Here is a 19977-nt window from a genome sequence, read left to right on the forward strand (position 1 = left end):
GGCGCTGGAGATGCAACGGACCCTGTTCACCGAGGACCATCACCTGTTCCGCGACACCGTCAGGGGGTTCGTCGCCGACCAGGTCGTGCCGTTCCACGACCAGTGGGATGATGACGGCATCGTCCCGCGCGAGCTCTTCACCGGCGCCGGGAAGCTGGGCATGCTGGCCTTCGAGGCACCAGAGGCGCATGGCGGCGCGGAGATGGCCGACTTCAGGTTCAACCAGGTCCTGTTGGAGGAGTTCCACTACGCCGGCGTCGCGCCGGCCGGGCTCTCGATCTCCCTGCACAACGACATCGTCCTGCCCTACTTCACCGAGCAGGCAGACGACGAGCAGCAGGCCCGTTGGCTGCCTGGCATCGTGACGGGTGAGGCGATCACCGCCGTGGCCATGACCGAGCCGAGCACCGGGTCGGACCTGGCCTCGATCGGCACGACCGCGGTCCGCGACGGCGACCATTACGTGGTGAACGGGGCCAAGACCTTCATCTCCAACGGCATCAACGCCGACCTCGTGGTGACGGCCGTGAAGACCGATCCCTCGAAGCGGCACGCCGGCATGTCCCTGCTGGTGATCGAGCGCGGCATGGAGGGCTTCGAGCGAGGGCGCAACCTGGACAAGATCGGCATGCACGCCCAGGACACCGCGGAACTCCACTTCGACGACGTCCGCGTGCCCGCCGGAAACCTGCTGGGGGAGGAAGGCCAGGGCTTTGCGATCCTCACCGCCAACCTGGCCCGGGAGCGCCTCGCGATCGCACTCTCGGGGGTGGCGGCGGCGCGGGCCGCGCTCGACTGGACCCTCGAGTACGTCCAGCAGCGGACGGCGTTCGGCAAGCCGATCGGGTCGTTCCAGAACACCAAGTTCGTCCTGGCCGAGTGCGACACCGAGGTCGTCCTGGCCGAGTCGTTCACCGACCAGTGCGTGCTGGCCCTGAACGACGGGACGCTCTCACCTGCGGATGCCAGTCGTGCCAAGTGGTGGTGCACGGAACTGCAGAAGCGGGTCATCGACCGCTGCTTGCAGCTGTTCGGCGGTTACGGCTTCATGCGTGAGTACCCGATTGCGCGGGCGTACGCCGACGCCCGGATCACCACGATCTACGGCGGCACGACGGAGATCATGAAGACGATCATCGCGAAGGACCTCGGTCTCTAGCCAATCCGACGGCCCTGCACGCTGATGGCGAGCTGGCCGACCACCAGCACCACGAGCCCACCGCCGAAGGACAGTCCGAGCATGCTGGCTGTTGGTGTCACCAGCCCCAGCACCGACGCCAGCGGCGGAATCACCACGGCCAGCACGGCCAGGGCCCCTGAGACGCCCAGTGCGGCCCAGACGGCCTTGCTCTTGAGGATCGGGTGGCCGGCGATCGGCTCGTCCGGCGCCCGCATGTTGAAGACGTGCACCAGTCGCGCGATCACGAAGGTGAGGAATGACACCGTGACGGCCTGCTCGTCGCTGAGATCCAGCGGACCGTGGGCCAGCGCGAACACGCCCAGGGTGACCCCACCGATGAGCACGGCCCAGAGCGTCGTCACAACCCAGCGCGACCGGTCCATGATCGGCTCCTCCGGGTCGCGAGGTGGCCGGTTCAGGACACTGTCGTCCCCCTTGACAACCCCGAGGGCGGCCGCTGGGAAGACGTCTGACACGAGGTTGATGTAGAGGATCTGGAGTGGGAGCAGTGGCAGCGCCGCACCGGACACCGCAGCGGCCGTGACGGCGAGGATCTCCCCCAGGTTCCCGCTGAGCAGGTAGACCACGAAGCGGCGGATGTTCTCGAAGATCGTCCGCCCCTCACGGATGGCGTGGACGATGGTGGCGAAGGCGTCGTCCTGCAGGATGATGTCGGAGGAGTCGCGGGCCACCTGCGTGCCCTTCTGGCCCATCGCGATCCCGATGTCGGCCTTGGTCAGTGCCGGTGCGTCGTTGACCCCGTCACCGGTCATGCCGACCACGTTGCCGCGGGCCTGCGCCAAGGCGATCAGGTCCAGCTTCTGCTCGGGATCGAGCCGGGCGAACACGGCCGTGGAGGCCAGTCGCTCGCGCATGTCGTCGTCCCACTCGGCGGCTGGCGGCACGTCGGCGCCGCGCATGGCATGGATCTCGCCGTCCGCCAGACCGATATCCCGCGCGATTGCGGTCGCGGTGGCGGGCTGGTCGCCCGTGACCATGACCACCTCGACTCCGGCGCGATGACACCGCTCGATCGCCTCTGCCGTGCCCTCGCGGGGTGGGTCCAGCAGTCCGACCATCCCGATCAGCTCGAGGTTCTCGTACGGCTGCACCCCCTCGTCGTCGGTGATCTTGCGAGCCAGACCGAGTACGCGAAGCCCCTGGGCGGCCAGGTCCTCCTGCCGCTGCACCCACCGCTCACGGTCGCCGTCGGTCAGGTCGCCACCGCCCATCTCCGTGGTGCACGCGCCGACGACGGCGTCCGGCGCGCCCTTGACGGCGACGAGGACCTCACCACCGTGGTCTGCTGGGACGCCCTGCAGATCGCCGTCGCCCAGGCGGTGGAAGGTCGCCATCATCTTGGTGTCCCGATCGAAGGCGACCTCGCGGAGTTCGGGCAGCCGGTCGACCAGGTCCTCGCGGTCACCGATGCCGGCCTCGACGGCGGCTCGCTGCAGCGCCAGCTCCATGGGGTCGCCGACGTCCTCGCCGTCCTCCGGGTCGTCGTCGGAGTTCATCGTGGCATTGCCGCAGAGGGAGCCGACGGTCAGTGCAGCCGCCTCATCGGCGTCGACGTCGACATCGGCCAGGTCGACCCGTCGATCGTCGGACAGCAACAGGACGGTGGCTTGCATCCGCCCCTCGGTGAGCGTGCCGGTCTTGTCGGTGAAGACGACGCCGGCAGACCCGAGTGTCTCGACTGACGCAAGGCGCTTGACCAGCGCGTTGCGGCGCGACATCCGCACCACCCCACGAGCCAGCGCCAGTGTGGCCACGACGGCCAGGCCCTCCGGGACAGCCGCAACCGCCAGGGCGATCGCCACCTCGATCATCTCCTGCACGTCCTGACCGACCGCGATCCCGAGCGCCGCGACGACGATGCCGATCACGATGACCGCAACGATCAGCGCCTTGGCGAGGTCGTCCAGCCGCGCTTCCAGCGGTGTCTTGCCGTCCTCGCCGGCATCCTCGACCAGCGTCGAGATCTGGCCGATCTGGGTCCTCGGCCCGGTCTCGGCGACCACGCCGACACCTGACCCGCTGGTCACCGCGGTGCCCTTGTAGGCCATCGAGCTGCGCTCAGCCAGGGGCGTCTCGGCCTCCACGGCTGCGGTGTCCTTCTGCTGCGGCACGGACTCCCCGGTGAGGGGTGCCTCGTCGATCTGGAGGTTGGCCACCTCGACCAGGCGGAGATCGGCGGGGACGACGTCCCCCTCCTCGAGCATCACGACATCGCCGGGGACCAATTTGGCAGCGTCCACACTGCCTGCGGTGTCGTCCCGACGGACGATCGCCGTGGTGCGCCCGATCTCGCGTAGGGACTCGACCGACTGGAGAGCTCGGATCTCGGTGACGAACCCGATCACCGCGTTGATGAGGACGGCGATGAGGACGGCGACGGCCTCCACGATCTCGCCGGCGAGCAGCGCCGCGACCCCGGCCAGGACGAGGATTCCCACGATGGGGGAGAGGAACTGGTCCCACGCGATCTGCCAGTACGAGGGACCCTCGGCCTGCGCCGTGTCGTTGGGCCCGTACCGCTCCAGCCGCTGCTCGACCTCGGCGGCGGTGAGGCCGGTCCGGACCTCGACGTCGAGGGTGCTGGCCACCTCGTCCGGCCCGTGGGACCACCATGATTCCTGGTCTGGATCAGGCTGCTGTTGCTCTGTGCGGTCCGTTGTGGTGCTCGATTGCGTCATCTAGGCGACCTTCCCCCGCTCCGGCCTGAGGTAGTCGCTCCCGAACGGTCAGGTTCGAGCCGCCCGGTAGCGCTCGATCAGCGCATTGGTCGAGCTGTCGTGCCCGAGGTCCCCGTCGCCGGTCAGCTCGGGCACGATGGCCTTGGCCAGGGTCTTGCCCAACTCCACACCCCACTGGTCGAAGCTGTTGATGCCCCACACAGCCCCTTGGACCAGCACCTTGTGCTCGTACAGGGCAATCAATTGTCCGAGGACCGACGGAGTGAGTTCGGGGGCCAGGATGGTCGTGGAGGGGGAGTTGCCGGGGAACGTCTTGTGGGGCACCAGGGCAGGATCAACACCCTCTGCCGCGACCTCCTCCGGCGACTTGCCGAATGCCAGGGCTTCGCCCTGGGCGAACAGGTTGGCCATCAGTTGGTCGTGATGGGTCGCGGCCCGACCCTGGGGCAGGTCGCCACGCAGCTCCGGATCGCCGGAGACACCGGATCGCAGGAATCCGATGAAGTCCACCGGGACGACGGACGTGCCCTGGTGGATCAGTTGGTAGAAGGCGTGTTGGCCGTTCGTGCCAGGCTCGCCCCACACCACGGGACCGGTTGCGGTGCCGGCTTCGGTCCCGTCCAGCCGCACCCGCTTGCCGTTGGACTCCATGTCCAGCTGCTGGAGGTAGGCGGGGAAGCGGGCCAGGTCGTCGGCGTAGGGGAGCACGGCCAGCGTGTCGAAGTGCAGGAAGTTGCGGTACCAGATGCCGACCAGCGCGAGCAGCACCGGCACGTTCTGGCGCAGGGGTGTGTCCCGCAGATGGACGTCGATGGTGTGGAAGCCGTCGAGGAACGCCCGGAACCGGTCCGGTCCGATGGCGATCATCAGCGACATGCCGATGGCCGAGTCGACCGAGTAGCGGCCGCCGACCCAGTCCCAGAAGCCGAACATGTTGGCGGTGTCGATGCCGAACTCGGCCACGCCCTCGTCGTTGGTGGAGAGGGCGATGAAGTGCTTGGCCACCGCGTCCTCCGCGCCGAGCGCCTCGACCAGCCACTGACGGGCCGACCGCGCGTTGGTCAACGTCTCGATGGTCGTGAAGGTCTTGGACGCGACGACGAAGAGCGTCGTGGCTGGGTCGAGGCCATCCAGGGTGCGGGCCAGATCAGCCCCGTCGACATTGGACACGTAGTGGCAGTGCAGCCCCTGTTGCACGTAGCTGGCCAGGGCTTGGTACGCCATCGCCGGTCCCAGGTCCGAGCCCCCGATCCCGATGTTGACCACGTCGGTGATGCGGGCGCCGGTGTGGCCGGTCCACTCGCCGCTGCGAACGCGGGTCGCGAACGTCGCCATTCGATCCAGTACCTCGTGGACGTCAGCGATCACGTCCTGCCCATCGACCACCAGGTCGGTGTCGCGCGGTGCCCGCAGCGCGGTGTGGAGGACGGCGCGGTCCTCCGTGGCGTTGATGTGCGCTCCGGCGAACATGGCGTCGATCTTCTCCTGGACGCCAGCGACCTCCGCCAGGTCTACAAGAGCGTCCAGCACCTCGGTCGTGATCCGGTTCTTCGACAGGTCGGTGACGAGGTCGCCGCACTGGTACGTCAGCTCCTCCGCTCGTCCTGCCACACGGAACAGTTCGCGGAGGGTGATGTCGGCGTGGTGCGCCTGGTGTGCGACGAGATTGGCCCACTGCGTGGTGTGTTCGATGTCGGTCATGCGTGGCTCCATCGCGGTGTGAGGGTGGTCGCGATCTGCGGGTGGTCGCGGTCAGAGGTGGACTCGAGGGGTGGAGTTCGGTTCTACCCGCTGACGGGTTGCCGCATGAGGATTACCGGGAGGTGCCTCTTGCAGACCGCAGCGCCCAGACCAAGCCGAGAAGGGCACCGATCATCGCAGTGAGGGTGAGGGTGCGGCGCGCTTGGCTGGTCAGCAGCTGCGACGGGTGGTGCACTCGGACGTGTCCGACACCGAAGAAGCCGTCGGTGAGTTGTGCTGAGGCGACGGGTCCTGTGGGGCCGTCGAGACGGATGTCCGTGGGCCCGAGCACCCCGGCGACCGAGGCCCGACCGGCGCCGGTCGCGCGGACGAGGTCGCGGAGATGGGGGAGTAGAGCGGCCGGGTCGTCGGTGTGGAGGACCAGGGTGTCGCCCTCCGAGCGGAGATGGGCGTGAACACCGCCGACCTCCACGTGGAGGTCGGCGTCGAGGTGGACGGCCAAGGCCTAGCTGCTCTCCCGGTCGCTCGTGGTGATCCGCAGTGTGCCGTCCAGCAGCCAGGCGGCGCGCGGCGAGTCCGGGCCTGTGGACTTCGGCACCTCGATCGTCATCTGCTGGAACTCGTAGTTGATCGCGGCGTCGCGGCCGGTCAGGTAGCTCCACATCTCCTTGCCGAAGTCGGCGAACGTGGTCGGGTCGGTAACGGTTGTCTCTGCCATTGGGGTGGGTCCTCTGGGTGTATGGGTGATTGCTCGTACGACAGCAGCCATCCCCGGATCCGCCCCGGCGACTCGGCGCACCGCAACGTCGAGTGCAGGATTGACCAAATTACTAGGATGTCATACTATTGGACGTCCAAGTAGCGCCGCAGGACAGGAAATCGCCATGAGCTCGGAACTGCACGTCCCCGCCAATGCCGTCCGCATCGTCACGGCTGGCAGCCTCTTCGACGGGCACGACGCGGCCATCAACATCATGCGCCGGATCCTGCAGAGCCAGGGCGCCGAGGTCATCCACCTGGGGCACGACCGCTCGGTCGCCGAGGTCGTGGCGGCGGCGATCCAGGAGGACGCCCAAGGTGTTGCGGTCTCCAGCTACCAGGGCGGGCACGTGGAGTACTTCACCTACCTGGTTCAGCAGCTCGCCGAGCGTGGCGCCGCGCACATCAAGGTCTACGGCGGCGGCGGGGGGGTCATCGTCCCCGAGGAGATCGAGCTGCTGCACAGTCGCGGTGTCACACGGATCTTCAGCCCTGAAGACGGTCAACGTCTGGGGCTTCCCGGCATGATCAACCAGATCATCAGCGCCTGTGATGTCCCGCCGCAGGACCTGTCTGACGGGATCGCCGATGCGGTCCTGACCGGCGCGGACGGCGCACTGGGACGCACCATCACCCATCTGCAGGCCGGAGCCGACCTCGGGTGGGTGGTCGCCCCCACCGATCGGAACGTCCCGGTGCTGGGCATCACCGGCACCGGCGGGGCCGGCAAGTCCTCGCTCACCGATGAGCTGGTCCGTCGGGTTCGCCGTGACTACGAGGACAAGGTGCGCGTGGCCGTCCTAGCCATCGACCCCTCGCGGCGTCGTGGCGGGGGCGCGCTGCTCGGCGACCGCATCCGCATGAACACGATCGAACCCGGCACCGTCTTCTTCCGCTCGTTGGCCACCCGGCAGCCCGGGGCGGAGGTGCCAGACAACCTCGATCGCATCATCGCTGCCTGCAAGATGGCCGGTCACGACCTCGTCATCGTCGAGACACCCGGGATCGGGCAGGGAGATGCGGCCATCGTCGAGTATGCCGACACCCGGCTGTACGTGATGACGCCGGAGTTCGGTGCCGCCAGCCAGCTCGAGAAGATCGACATGCTGGACTTCGCCGACATCGTGGCCATCAACAAATTCGAGCGGCGCGGGGCAGAGGATGCGCTGCGGGACGTCGGTCGTCAGATGGTGCGCAACCGGGAGGCCTTTGGCACCCAACCGGAGGAGATGCCGGTCTACGGCACCTCGGCTGCCCGGTTCGACGACGACGGCGTCACGGCGCTCTACCAGGCCCTGCGCTCGCGGCTGCAAGACCACGGACTCCCCGAAGGCGCGGGGGCCCTGGCGCCGGTGGACGTCCGCTTCTCGAGTGGGCTGTCCACGGTGGTGCCAGGGGAGCGAGAGCGCTACCTGGCCGAGATCGCGCAGACGGTGCGGGGCTACCACGACGAGACCGAGCGGCAGGCCGAGGTCGTCCGTCGTGTGGATGCGCTGGAGACCGCCCGGGAGATCATCGGTGAGCACCTCGATGCCGGACTGGGAGGCGACGGGGCCGAGGTCGATCACATCCTGTCGGAGACCGCCGGGCTCGAGTCAGACGAGCTGACCCGCGAGTCCGAGGACCTGCTGGACGCGTGGCCAGCCACGGTCGAGGCGTACACCGGGAAGGAGATCTCCTTCGAGGTCCGCGGCAAGACCATCACCAACCCGGCATCCCGGACGACGCTGTCGGGCAACGAGGTCCGCCGCGTCGCCCTTCCGACCACGACCAACCAGGCGGATCTCTACCGCTTCCTGCGACGCGAGAACCTGCCGGGCCACTTCCCCTACACCGCCGGCGTCTTCCCGCTCAAGCGCGACGGGGAGGCACCCGCCCGCATGTTCGCCGGGGAGGGCGACCCGTTCCGCACGAATCGTCGCTTCCACCTGCTGGCCGAGGGCCAGCCGGCCACACGCCTCTCCACCGCGTTCGACTCGGTCACCCTGTACGGCCGTGACCCGGAGGAGCGACCCGACGTCTACGGCAAGGTCGGCACCTCCGGCGTGTCGATCGCCACGCTGGACGACATGAAGGAGCTGTACCGCGGCTTCGACCTGTGCGATCCGACCACATCGGTGTCGATGACGATCAACGGCCCCGCTCCGACGATCCTGGCGTTCTTCCTCAACACCGCGCTGGACCAGCAGGTCGAGGCGTTCGTGGAGGAGAACGGCCGGCAGCCGGACGAGGCCGAGCGTGCCGAGATCGCCGCCCACACCTGGCGGTCGGTCCGCGGGACCGTGCAGGCGGACATCCTCAAGGAGGACCAGGGCCAGAACACCTGCATCTTCTCCACCGAGTTCGCGCTGCGCTGCATGGGCGACATCCAGCAGTGGTTCATCGACCACGAGGTGCGCAACTTCTACTCGGTGTCGATCAGCGGCTATCACATCGCCGAGGCCGGCGCGAACCCGATCTCCCAACTGGCCTTCACGCTGGCCAATGGCTTCACCTACGTCGAGAGCTACCTGGCCCGGGGGATGGACATCGACGACTTCGCGCCCAACCTGTCCTTCTTCTTCTCCAACGGCATGGATGCGGAGTACACCGTGCTCGGACGGGTGGCACGGCGGATCTGGTCGGTGGCGATGCGGGAGCGGTACGGCGCGAACGAGCGGTCCCAGAAGCTGAAGTACCACATCCAGACGTCCGGGCGATCCCTCCACGCCCAGGAGATGCACTTCAACGACATCCGGACCACGCTGCAGGCGCTGTGTGCGATCTACGACAACACCAACAGCCTGCACACCAACGCCTACGACGAAGCGGTGACGACCCCGACCGGCGAGTCGGTCCGGCGGGCTCTGGCGATCCAGATGATCATCGACCAGGAGTGGGGCCTGGCCAAGAACGAGAACCCGCTGCAGGGGTCCTACATCGTCGAGGAGTTGACCGATCTGGTCGAGGAGGCCGTCCTCTCCGAGTTCGAGGCGATCAGCAACCGCGGTGGGGTGCTCGGGGCGATGGAGACCGGCTACCAGCGCGGGAAGATCCAGGACGAGTCGATGCTGTACGAGCACCGCAAGCACGAGGGCACGCTGCCGATCATCGGGGTCAACACGTTCCTGCCCCCCGAGTCCGATGATGACGATCCGAACACCGTGGAGCTGATGCGGGCGACGGAGGAGGAGAAGCGCTCGCAGTTGCAGCGGACGGACGAGTTCCACCGGCGCCATGGCGACGAGGCTCCCGCCCAGCTGGCCGCGCTGCAGGAGGCCGCGGTCAGCGGCGGTAACACCTTCGCGGCGCTGATGGAAGCCGTTCGCCACTGCTCCCTCGGGCAGATCACGGAGGCCTTCTTCGAGGTCGGCGGGCAGTACCGGCGCAATGTCTGAGCGGCACGAGAGCCATGTCTGAGGTTCGGTTCGACCCGATCGCCGAAGCGCGGCGGCAGTGGGCCGAGCACGGCTGGGGGGACGTGGCCGACGGCATGGCTGCTGTCACGTCGGTTACCCGCGTGCAGGCGATCTTCCAGCAGCGCATCGACGCTGGGTTGCGTGACCTGGACCTGACGTTCGCGCGATACGAGATCCTCCAGCTGCTGGCCTTCTCGCGCCGGGGCGCACTACCGCTGTCGGCAATCGGCCGTCGGCTGCAGGTCCACCCCACGTCGGTCACATCGGCCGTGGATCGCCTGGAAGCGCAGGGGTTCGTCGTCCGCGAGCCACACCCGGAGGATCGACGCGCCAAGCTCGCCAGGCTGACCGAGGAGGGGCAGCACGTCGTCAAGCTCGCCACCGCGATCCTGAACGAGGAGGTCTTCGCCGACATCGGGTTGTCCGCCGAGGAGACGGCGACGCTGATCGGGCTGCTGCGGACCATCCGGTTGGCAGCCGGCGACCCCTGAGACCGGCCACGAGGTGCGAGCGGGCGCGTTCGATGGTTACATTGACGTAGCAGTCGCGCGTATCACACGCTGCATCGGGCACTCTTCCCACTCGTCGAGGCTCGTGTGTGACGTGCGTCGGCCAACCGGCACCACCATTTGATCAGAGGGATTCACACCACATGTCAGACTCCGACGCGAACGGTGACGACAGCAACTGGAACAGCGACGGGTGGTCGCTCGGCGATGGCGACGAAGGCGACTCGGCTGACGGCCAGTCCCCGGCGGCGGCACCTCCCGGAGACCCGACGCCGTCCCTACCGACGCAGACGTTCAACCCGACCGACTACCAGCAGCAGCCAACCGCCCCCCTGCCGCAGTCAGGGCCCCCTCCGTCCGGGCCGCCACCCGTTGGCCCGCCACCCGGCCAGGGCGGTCCTCCGCCGGGGTACCAGCAGGGCGGTCCACCGCCGGGGTACCAGCAGGGTGGTCCACCGCCGGGGTATCAGCAGGGTGGTCCTCCGCCGGGGTATCAGCAGGGTGGTCCTCCGCCGGGGTATCAGCAGGGTGGTCCACCGCCGGGATACACCCCGCCGCCGGGCGGCCCAGGTGGCCCCGGACAAGGTGGTCCACCTCCCAGCTTCGGTCAGGGAGGGCCCCCACCAAAGTCCAACGGGCTGCGCAACGCGCTGCTTGCCCTCGGTGCCATCGTCATCCTGGGTGGGGGCGCCTTCGGTCTGGTGACCCTGCTGGGTGGCGACGACGATGTCGAGCCGGTCACCCTGAGCTCCAGTGCGACACCCAGTGCCACACCTTCGGCGACCGCCACCCCGACGGAGGCGGCAACCCAGGCACCCACGGCCACGCCCACGCCGACATCAACTCCCACGCCGACCCCGCAAGCCACGACGCCAGCACCAACCCCGTCAGCCACCGCGGCCCCGCCGCAACCGCCACCTCCGGATGACGATCAGATCATGTCAGAGGACGGCGAGGTCATCCCGGGCACCGTCCCGGGCCCGGATGATGTCGACTCGATCACCCTCGAGTTGTTGGCGGGTGAGCGGATCCAGCTGTCCGCCGAGAGCGACGACTTCGACACCATCATCACGCTCTTCGACCCCGACGGGAACGAGGTCGCCCGCGACGACGACGGTGGCGATGGCTTCAACTCGCTGCTGGACTACTCCGTTGAGGCGACGGGTCAACACGTCGCCGAGGTCTCGAGCTTCCTCGACGGTACCGGCGACTTCACCCTGACCCTGACGTTCCCTGACGGTGCGCTCAACGTCGATGACGAGTTCACCGAGGTCAACGCCATCACGAGCGGCGATGGCGTGGTCAGCTACGACAGCGACCTCCTGGCTGGCGAACAGATCATCGTGACCGTCGACGCGACCGCCGGCTCGGACCTGGATCCGCGGATCACCATCTTCGATCCCTCCGGCAACGAGATCGGCACCGATGACGACGGCGGGGACGGCTTCAACTCGTTGCTGTCGATCGAGGACGTGCCGGAGAGCGGCACCTACGTCACGGAGGTGGACAGCTTCGGGACGACGACCGGCGAGTTCGAGATCACCATCTCGATCATCGCCAACTAGGCGTCTGGACCGGCCGGCGACACCGGTTCCCGTCTACGGACCGATGTCGGCCCCGGCGTCCCCGAGGAGCGCTTCGAACTCGTCCACCTCGCGTTGGGTGATCGACGTCTGGTCACCGACCACCACCACCAGCTGGACCCGGTCGGCGACCAGCTCCGCGACGCGCGGGGCGGTGTCGGCACCTCCCTGCCCGTCGATGATGGCAACCGCGCCGCCGGTGTCCCCGGCCACGGGTCCCGCCGTCAAGGTGTTGCGCCAATCCAGTCCGGTCGTGACATAGACCGTGTCAGGGACCACCCCGTCCTCGATCGAGGCGGCCAGGACGGCCGCGGACGTCTCGAACCTCGTGGCCCCCGCGATGCGGCCGACCTCGAGCAAGCCCGCCAGCTCGGCCGCGACGGCGTCCGAGACCGCAGCCGTGCCGCCGATGACGGCGGCCCGTCGGATGTCATGTCGTTGGATGGTGCGCGCCGTCTCCTCCGGGAGCCGGTCCCGGTTCACCAGCAGGATCGGGCGTCCGGTTGCGGACGCGTAGCCCGACACGGCCATCGCGTCCGGCCAGCCACGCTGGGGATCGGTGTTCTCCCCCTCGACGACGACGGCCTCGTCGTGACGCTGGCCCAAGGCACCAGCCACGAGCAAGGAGGTCTCGAAGCGGTTGCGCCCACCGATGCGCCGCACGTCGAGTCCGGCCTGGAGGAGCGCATCGGCCACGGCCGGTCGGATGGCGTCATCGCCGCCGAGCAGGATCGCCCGCGTCGCCCTCAGCCGCTCGAGCTCGATGCGGAGGGGGTCCACCAGCGTCTCGGGGTCGGTCAGCAGCAGGGGGGCCTGCAGGGCTGCGGCGAGCGGGCCGCCCGAGAGGCTGTCGGCGTAGACGTCATCACGGCCGAGGACCACGATCGGTGCCTCGTCGTAGGTCAGGACCGAGAGGGCGATCGACTGCTCGATGGGGGTCTGCCCCGAGAGACGGCTCACCGTGACCGGCTGGTTTGGCGCCGGCGGTGGTGGCGGTGGTGGTGGGGGCGCCGGATTCTCGTTCTGCAGGTGGTCTGGTATCCCATCCCCGTCGCTGTCTGCCGGCGCCGCCGGGTTGCCCGGGTCACCGGGCTGGAACGGTGCGTCGTAGCCGGCCTCCTCACCGTCCGGGGTGCCATCGCCATCCGCATCCTGATCGATCCGATCGGGCAGGCCATCCCCGTCTGAGTCCGGATCCGGCAGGGGGTTTGCCGCGATGCGATCGTCCCAGCCGTCGCCGTCCGGGTCGACGAAGTCGGCGACACGGCCGCTGTTGTCAGGATCCTGCCCACCGGCCTCGATCAGGTCGGGGAGGCCGTCGTCGTCGCTGTCGAGATCGAGGAAGTCCGGGTCGCCATCGCCGTCGGAGTCGAGTGGCCCGCTCGGGTTCGCCGCAGTCGGATCGAACTCACTCGGGGGGTAGCCAGACTCGACACGGTCCGGCACGCCGTCGTTGTCGGAGTCCCGGTCCAGCCGGTCGGGAACCCGATCGCCGTCGCTGTCGGGATCGGGAAGACGTGAGGCCTCGAGGGCGTCGTCCCAGCCGTTGCCGTTCGCGGCGTCGGACTGGTCGTCCACCCGGCCGTCACCGTCGCTGTCGGCGCCGCCCGCCTCGACCAGGTCGGGGATGCCGTCGCCGTCGCTGTCCAGGTCCAGGTGGTCTGGTGCTCCGTCGCCGTCGCTGTCCGCGGTCCCCTCGGTGAAGTCGGGGATGCCGTCGCCATCGGCGTCCAGGTCGCGCCGATCCGCCACGCCGTCGCCGTCGGTGTCCCCCTCGCCCTCCTCGGCATCGGTCAGGCCGTCACCGTCCGCGTCGGGCAGGTCGTCGTCAGCAGCCCGGAAGGTGGCAGACGACTCACCGACCAGCCCGTAGACGTAGGTGTCGATGTTGCGGCCATCGCCGAAGCTGTCCGCCGTGAACGCCCCCCAGGTGTGGAAGCCATCCGGCTTGCCGTCACCGTCGCCATCCGTCGGGTTCGCCCGGTTGCCCGACCGCGCACCTTCGGGGGTGTTCGCGGTGGCGTCGAAGACGTTGTCGCCGGTGAACCCGGCCGACAGGTCGTCCCAGAAGACGTTGGTATCGCGGAGTTCGAGGAAGTCGCCGAAGGCACGAGCCGCGAAGATCGTCAAGCCGGGGTTGTAGGTGCGAGGCGCCTCATCGTCGTCGGTCCCGCCTGAGGTCTCCACATCGCTGGCGATGAAGTGGAACTCGCCACCTCGCACCTGGATGCGGGCCTGGTAGGTGCCCAGGGGGACCGGTGTCCCGAAGGCGTCGTTGCCATCCCAGGGCACCTCGTTCCGGCCCGGGGTGGCGCGCCCGATCAGCAGCACGTCACCGGGGTCGCCGAAGACCCCACCGCCGTCCACGTCGACGCTGATCGCGTAGTTGCCACCGCTGATGTCGGTTGTGAAGTTGAACGTGCCCGAGTCCTGGATGCCGTCGGTACCGGGTGAGAACGTGGCGTCGGCACCGGGGCCGGAGTCGTCCAGGAACTCGGCATCGGTGACCGTCGGCGGCTCGACCGGCCGGGAACCGGCGACGGCGGGGTACCCCAGATAGAGGGGATACTCGGGGGTGACCGTCGAGGTGGACTGCGGTGCGGAGATGCCGGAGAACGGTGGATCAAGCCCCAGGGCGTTCGCCGAAAGGGTGTAGCCCCCGCCGGCGAAGGTGCCGAGGTCCAACTGCCAGACGTAGTTGTCGGTTCCGTCCGCGCGGTGTCCGGGCGCCAGTGCGAACAGATTCACGTCGGTGGCCACGGACTCGCAGAACAGGTTGCACGGGGGACCGGCGTCCTGGGAGAGCAGTTGCCACTCGTAGGAGAAGGTCCGACCACGCGGGCGGGTCGGGTCCGGGTCGGTGGTGCTGTTGGGCGTGACGGTGATGTCGAAGCGGTCCAAGGTGGTCCCCGCCGTCACGTCCAGCGCGATCCGGTACGTGCCCGGGGTCGTGGGTGTGTATCGGAAGGGGTTGGCGAGGGGCCCGGTCATCGGGTCGTCGTCGTCCAGGTTGTCGACGGTCCCGGTGCTCAGTGCCGGTCCGTCGTCGTCGACTCCGGGTGTGCCCTGTGAGTCGAAGACCCGGACGGTCGTCTGGCGCGACGTGGAGACGGTGATGCTCTCGCCCGCGGTCAGCACGTCGACGAAGAGGACCGTCGACTCGTCCAGTCGCTGTTGGGTGTTGAACTGGGCCGAGCCGGCAGCCGCTGCCGAACCGGCCCCGACGGCGATGAGAGCGAGGGCGCCAACCCCTGTGGCCAGCAGGCGGTGGACCGCAGGTGCGGCACGCGCACGACGAGGGCCGGATCCGTGCGATTGCGCCGCTTTGCGCTCGCTCCTCATCACGCTGACCCTCGGTGCGTCGATGTCCTGATTCCCGGTCTCGCAGGGTAAGGTTACAGTGACGCAGAGGGCGTTCGCCCGTGAGTGTGGTCGAGACTGAAGCGGCACATGGATCCAGGTGAGGTAGCGGACAGGCGTTGGGCACAGCGCCCGGTCCTGGCCTTCCTGGTGGGGGCGCTCATGGTGGGTCTTCCCATCCTCGGGGGACTCGTCGTCTCGCTCTACCTCGCGCGGGCTCTGCCGGCCCCTGACGGCATCGGTCAGTCACTGGCCTGGTGGGCGGCCGTCATCGGTGGTGCCGTCGTGGGCGCGCTGGTGATCGAGCGGCTGGTCAGGCGGCTGGCCCCACTGCGCATGCTGCTGCGCGGATCGTTGCTGTTCCCCGGGAAGCCACCACCCCGCTTGAGCGTCGCCGCCCGCCAGTCCAGCAAGGAGCAGTTGCTCGACCGCATCGACGAAGCGGTTGCGTCGGAGAGCGGGGATGCCGACAGCCAGGCGATGACGCGGATCCTCACCCTGGTCGCCCAACTGCAGGCACACGACCGGAAGACCCGAGGTCACGCCGAGCGGGTGCGGATGGTCACGGATCTGATGACGGCCGAGCGTGGACTTCCCGAGCCCGACCGCGACCGGATCCGCTGGGCTGCCTTGCTCCACGACATCGGCAAGATCGACATCGACACCGAGGTCCTGCACAAGCGCGAGAAGCTGGACGACGACGAGTGGGAGGCCCTCCGGAGACATCCGGAGCTGGGGATGCAGCGGTGCGCCCCGCTGATCGGCTGGCTCGGACGTCACGCCGGCGGCATCGCCGAACATCACGAGCGGTTCGACGGCACGGGATACCCGAGGGGCATCGCGGGGACCGACATCGCCGAGGCCGCGCGCATCATCGCCGTCGTCGACGCTTTCGAGGTGATGACCGGCAAGCGCCCCTACCGCACGCCGATGAGCATCCCAGCTGCCAAGCAGGAGCTGCTTGACAACGCGGGCACCCAGTTCGATCCCAGCATGGTCAAGACGTTCCTGCAGCTGTCGACCCGGTCGCTGGGCAAGGCCGTCGGCTTCACTGCTGGTCTGGGTGCGGCGGCCACGCTACGACCGTCACCGGACACGGCCGGTGTTGTGACCAGCGTCGGCCTTCTGGGCGTTCTGGCGCTGGGCGGAGTGGTGGCGCCGCCCGAGCCGACGACGGTCGAACAGAGCTCGACGGATGATCCTGCCGAGGTCGTGGTCGAGGAGCCGGCGGACGAGGGGCCCGCGGGCGGCGGGTCTGGCGGGGACGGTGGTCAGGGTGGCGGTGGAGGTGGTGCCGGGTCGTCTGGTGCCGATTCGGACGCTGCTGCTGGTGCCGATGAGGCCGGTTCGGAGGATGCCGGGTCCGGCAGCAGCGGATCGGACAGCACCTCGACAGCAGCCGCCGACGATGTGCAGCCGGCAGCGACAGCCGATGACGATGGGGGTGCCCCGAGCAGCGACGCGGCCGGTGACCCAGGCGGGGCCGGTCCCGCGCTGGGTGCTTCAGGTGGTGGGGGCGCGACGGGCGCCGGTACCCCTGGAGGTTCGCCGGGGGGCGGAGGCGGACCACCTCCTGCTGCCGACCCGCCGCCTCCGCCGCCTCCGCCGCCGCCCGTGGACCCGCCTCCGCCGCCTCCGCCGCCGCCTGCGCCCGCACCAGATCCGACACCAACGCCCATCCAGCCGACGGCACCGGCGGTGGCACCCCCGGCGACCGGCGCGCCTGACCCTGGGGTCACCCCAGAGCCGGTCCCCGTCACTGATCCGCCGCCGTCCCCTTCGCCGTCCGTGGACCCGCCTCCGCCGCCCCCGCCGCCTCCGCCCGTGGACCCGCCGCCCCCTCCTCCGCCGCCGCCTCCCCCTCCACCGCCCCCACCACCGCCCGAACCGGAACCACCACAAGCCGCGGACGACGCCTACGTCGCGCCCTTCTCCGGTGCAATGGGTGCGCTGCCCGTGTTGGAGAACGACAGCGACCCCGACGGCGATCTGGATCCGACGACCGTCACGGTGGTGAGCCAACCGGCGAACGGGACGGCCACGGTTCTGGCGGATGGCCGGGTGAGCGTCGTCATGAGCGCCCTGTTCACCGGTCAGGACCAGTTCACCTACCAGGTCTGCGACACGACCGGGCTGTGTGACCAGGCCACCGTGTTCCTGACCATCGGTCGCCGCTGAGCGGTCAGGTCCCCCGCGTCCGTCCACCGCGGTAGAACTACAGGCGTGTCCAGCACCTCGTCATCACGCCGCCGCCTGCCCCGGTGGGAGGAGGTCTCGCCACTCATCGGCGTGCAACTCCCGTCACTCCGCCGGGCCGACCGCATGGCTGCCGCAGCAACCATCGGGGATCTGCGTCGTCTGGCGGGCCGCCGCGCACCGCGGGCCGTGTTCGACTACGTCGACGGGGCGGCCGAGTCAGAGCGCTCGTTGGCCCGGGCTCGACAGGGGTTCGCCGACGTCGAGTTCCACCCCCGCGTCCTCCAGGGCGTCACCGACGTCGACACCTCCACCGAGATCCTCGGTGCGCCTGCGGCGCTGCCGCTGGTCTGCGCGCCCACCGGGTTCACCCGGATGATGCACACCGAGGGCGAGCCTGCCGTCGCCAAGGCCGCCGGACGGGGCGGGGTCCCCTACGCACTCTCCACCGTCGGGACGACCGACCCCGAGACGCTCCAGGCGGCAGCGCCGGACACACGCCGGTGGTTCCAGCTGTACGTCTGGCGTGATCGCGACGCGGCCGGCTCCCTGGTCCAGCGGGCACGCGACACCGGATTCGAGGCGATGGTGTTCACGGTCGACACGCCGGTGGCCGGACAACGCCTTCGCGATGTCCACAACGGGCTGACGGTTCCGCCCCGACTGACGCCCTCCACGCTGGTCGACATGGCCCTGCACCCGGCGTGGTGGCTGGACCTGCTGTCGACCGAGCCGTTGGACTTCGCGACCCTCTCCAACTTCGACGGGACCGTGGCCGAACTGGTCAATGCACTGTTCGATCCGGCGATCACCTACGCCGACCTGGACTGGCTGCGGGAGGTCTGGGATGGCCCGCTGATCGTCAAGGGCATCCAGGACGTCGCGGATGCTTACGAGTGCGTCGAGCGTGGTGCCGACGCGATCGTGGTGTCCAATCACGGTGGTCGGCAGTTGGATCGATCTCCGACCCCGCTCCACCTGCTGCCCTCCATCGTCCAGGCTGTCGGCGATGACATCGAGGTCTACCTGGACACGGGCATCGTTCACGGGGCCGACATCGTCGCGGCACTCGCGCACGGGGCCGATGCCTGCCTGATCGGCCGGGCCTACCTCTACGGCCTCATGGCCGGGGGAGAGGACGGCGTCGACCGCGCCCTCGCCATCCTGCACGAGGAGATGGTCCGCACCATGCAGCTGCTCGGTGTCACGAGCGTTGCGGCGCTCGACCCCGGTCGTGTCTCCCTCGGCTCCGGGTCCAACGGGTGAGGGGGTCGACCACATCCCTGCCGGTGCGGGAGCGTCGCTTCTACCTCGAGCAGTTCGGCGGCCGAACGCTGGTCATCGGTCGCGGACCGGGCAGCGACGGTGATGCCGAGGTCGTGGACCGTCTGGTCGCGGGCCTGGTTGCTGAAGACGTCCGCGTCGTCCTGATCGAGCCGGGTGGTCGGGTTGCCCACTGGCAACCTGACGACGCGGGCGTTGTTGCTGCGTGGCGTCAACTGCACCGCCACGGCCAGATGCGCGTGCGCCTGCCGGCCGAGGTCGATCACCTGACGTTGGCTGTCCGCTTGGCGGTTCGATTGCAGGCCTTCAAGGTGGTCCTGGTCGACGAAGGGCACGACCGGACGGCGTCGGACCGAGACGCGGCCCGCGCCGCGGCGGCCGACTCCTTCATCACGCTGCGGGAGCACCACCGTGATGGCCGTCTCGGGAAGCTGGCCGGTGAGGCCCTCGACGGGGGCGTGGCCACCGTCAACGTCTGCCATCCCCGGGACATCGCCGAAGAGCTGCTCTCCTACGCCGGTGCGGGGACCTGTTACACCCGGTCGGACTACACCACCGTCCGCCGGGTCGCGATCGACGAGTACGCCGGGGTCGCCGAGCTGATCGAGCGTGGGGTGGAGGAGTCATTCCTCAAGGCCCGGTCGCCCGATGCCGTCGCCAGACTGGTCGTCAACGGCTGGGGGGCCTACGTCGGTGACCATCACCTGGCCGGCTTTGCAGCACTCCTGACCGAGCCATACGCGGCCGAGGGGCTGGGAGAGCTCTCGGCCCTCACCACCATCAGCCGCTTCGTGGGCGGCGGCGTCGGGGGTCGGCTGGTGGAGGGGATCCTGCGGGCGGCCGTCGTGGAGGGACTCCAGGGGGTCTTCGCCTGCACCACCTCGGAGAGCGCGGCGACCTTCTTCCGCCGTCTGGGATTCGTCGACGTGCCACAGACCGAACTGCCGCAGGCCAAGTGGGACGGGTACGACGCTGAGCGGCGGCCCAGGGTTCGTGCATTCATGCACCTTCTGACCATGATCGAGGGTGGCCCGCCAACGGGTGAGGGGTCGTGATCCTGGTCGATGGCGCCGTGTGGCGATGGCGCGGGAAGTTGTGGGCACACATGGTCAGCGATACCTCCTTCGAGGAGCTGCACGAGTTCGCCCAGGGCCTCGGGCTGCCGCGCCACATCTTCCAGGGGGACCACTACGACGTGCCCAGCGAGCTGCGGGAGCTCGCGATCCGGCGTGGGGCGGTCCCCGTGGATGCCCGGGAACTGGTCCGCCGCATCACCGCCGCGGGCCTCCGTCGCCGCTGAGGTCGATG

The 19977-nt window shown here is 69.1% G+C and carries 13 protein-coding genes; 8 read left to right on the forward strand and 5 right to left on the reverse strand.

Going from position 1 to position 19977, the window contains the following annotated elements:
• The first annotated feature begins 10 nt into the window (after positions 1–10).
• Positions 11–1159 (forward strand): acyl-CoA dehydrogenase family protein, encoded by a 1149-nt coding sequence (locus C1746_RS12560; protein WP_116714902.1) that lies wholly within the window; start codon positions 11–13, stop codon positions 1157–1159.
• Here C1746_RS12560 and C1746_RS12565 read toward each other — a convergent pair.
• From C1746_RS12565 to C1746_RS12580, 4 genes are all read right to left on the reverse strand, one after another.
• Positions 1156–3879, reverse strand: coding sequence for a cation-translocating P-type ATPase (locus tag C1746_RS12565; protein ID WP_116714903.1), 2724 nt, complete (start codon positions 3877–3879; stop codon positions 1156–1158). The two genes, C1746_RS12560 and C1746_RS12565, sit on opposite strands and share 4 nt — an antisense overlap.
• A 48-nt stretch (positions 3880–3927) precedes the next feature.
• Positions 3928–5580: a glucose-6-phosphate isomerase gene (pgi, locus tag C1746_RS12570; protein WP_116715701.1), complete on the reverse strand. Its 1653-nt coding sequence runs from the start codon at positions 5578–5580 to the stop codon at positions 3928–3930.
• Between the two features lie 112 nt (positions 5581–5692).
• Complete coding sequence (locus tag C1746_RS12575) at positions 5693–6082, reverse strand: hypothetical protein (RefSeq protein WP_116714904.1); 390 nt, start codon at positions 6080–6082, stop codon at positions 5693–5695.
• Positions 6083–6085: 3 nt separating this feature from the next.
• Positions 6086–6298: a hypothetical protein gene (locus tag C1746_RS12580; protein ID WP_116714905.1), complete on the reverse strand. Its 213-nt coding sequence runs from the start codon at positions 6296–6298 to the stop codon at positions 6086–6088.
• A 166-nt stretch (positions 6299–6464) separates the two neighbouring features.
• On the opposite strand from C1746_RS12580, the gene icmF reads away from it, so the two are divergent.
• The 3 genes from icmF (at position 6465) to C1746_RS22060 (ending at position 11811) form a co-directional block, all read left to right on the forward strand.
• Positions 6465–9716 carry a fused isobutyryl-CoA mutase/GTPase IcmF gene (icmF, locus tag C1746_RS12585; protein WP_116714906.1) on the forward strand — a complete coding sequence of 1084 codons (3252 nt, stop codon included), beginning with the start codon at positions 6465–6467 and terminating at the stop codon, positions 9714–9716.
• Positions 9717–9730: 14 nt separating this feature from the next.
• Positions 9731–10228, forward strand: coding sequence for a MarR family winged helix-turn-helix transcriptional regulator (locus tag C1746_RS12590; RefSeq protein WP_116714907.1), 498 nt, complete (start codon positions 9731–9733; stop codon positions 10226–10228).
• A 161-nt stretch (positions 10229–10389) separates the two neighbouring features.
• Positions 10390–11811: a pre-peptidase C-terminal domain-containing protein gene (locus C1746_RS22060; protein ID WP_162867209.1), complete on the forward strand. Its 1422-nt coding sequence runs from the start codon at positions 10390–10392 to the stop codon at positions 11809–11811.
• Between the two features lie 33 nt (positions 11812–11844).
• Here the strand turns inward: C1746_RS22060 and C1746_RS12595 are convergent, their stop codons facing one another.
• Positions 11845–15171, reverse strand: coding sequence for a cell wall-binding repeat-containing protein (locus C1746_RS12595; protein WP_116714908.1), 3327 nt, complete (start codon positions 15169–15171; stop codon positions 11845–11847).
• Between the two features lie 108 nt (positions 15172–15279).
• Here C1746_RS12595 and C1746_RS12600 point away from each other — a divergent pair, with 108 nt between their 5' ends.
• From C1746_RS12600 to C1746_RS12615, 4 genes are read left to right on the forward strand one after another with little or no spacing between them, the layout of a single operon-like run.
• Positions 15280–17367, forward strand: a complete 2088-nt coding sequence (locus C1746_RS12600; RefSeq protein ID WP_116714909.1) for an HD domain-containing phosphohydrolase — start codon at positions 15280–15282, stop codon at positions 17365–17367.
• Between the two features lie 45 nt (positions 17368–17412).
• Complete coding sequence (locus C1746_RS12605; protein WP_240598904.1) at positions 17413–18651, forward strand: alpha-hydroxy acid oxidase; 1239 nt, start codon at positions 17413–17415, stop codon at positions 18649–18651.
• Positions 18648–19724 (forward strand): GNAT family N-acetyltransferase, encoded by a 1077-nt coding sequence (locus C1746_RS12610; RefSeq protein ID WP_162867687.1) that lies wholly within the window; start codon positions 18648–18650, stop codon positions 19722–19724. The genes C1746_RS12605 and C1746_RS12610 overlap by 4 nt, the downstream gene beginning before the upstream one ends.
• Positions 19721–19969, forward strand: a complete 249-nt coding sequence (locus tag C1746_RS12615; RefSeq protein ID WP_116714911.1) for a DUF4031 domain-containing protein — start codon at positions 19721–19723, stop codon at positions 19967–19969. Before C1746_RS12610 ends, C1746_RS12615 begins: the two co-directional genes overlap by 4 nt.
• Positions 19970–19977 lie beyond the last annotated feature (8 nt).

The organism is Euzebya tangerina (assembly GCF_003074135.1).
Lineage (GTDB): Bacteria > Actinomycetota > Nitriliruptoria > Euzebyales > Euzebyaceae > Euzebya > Euzebya tangerina.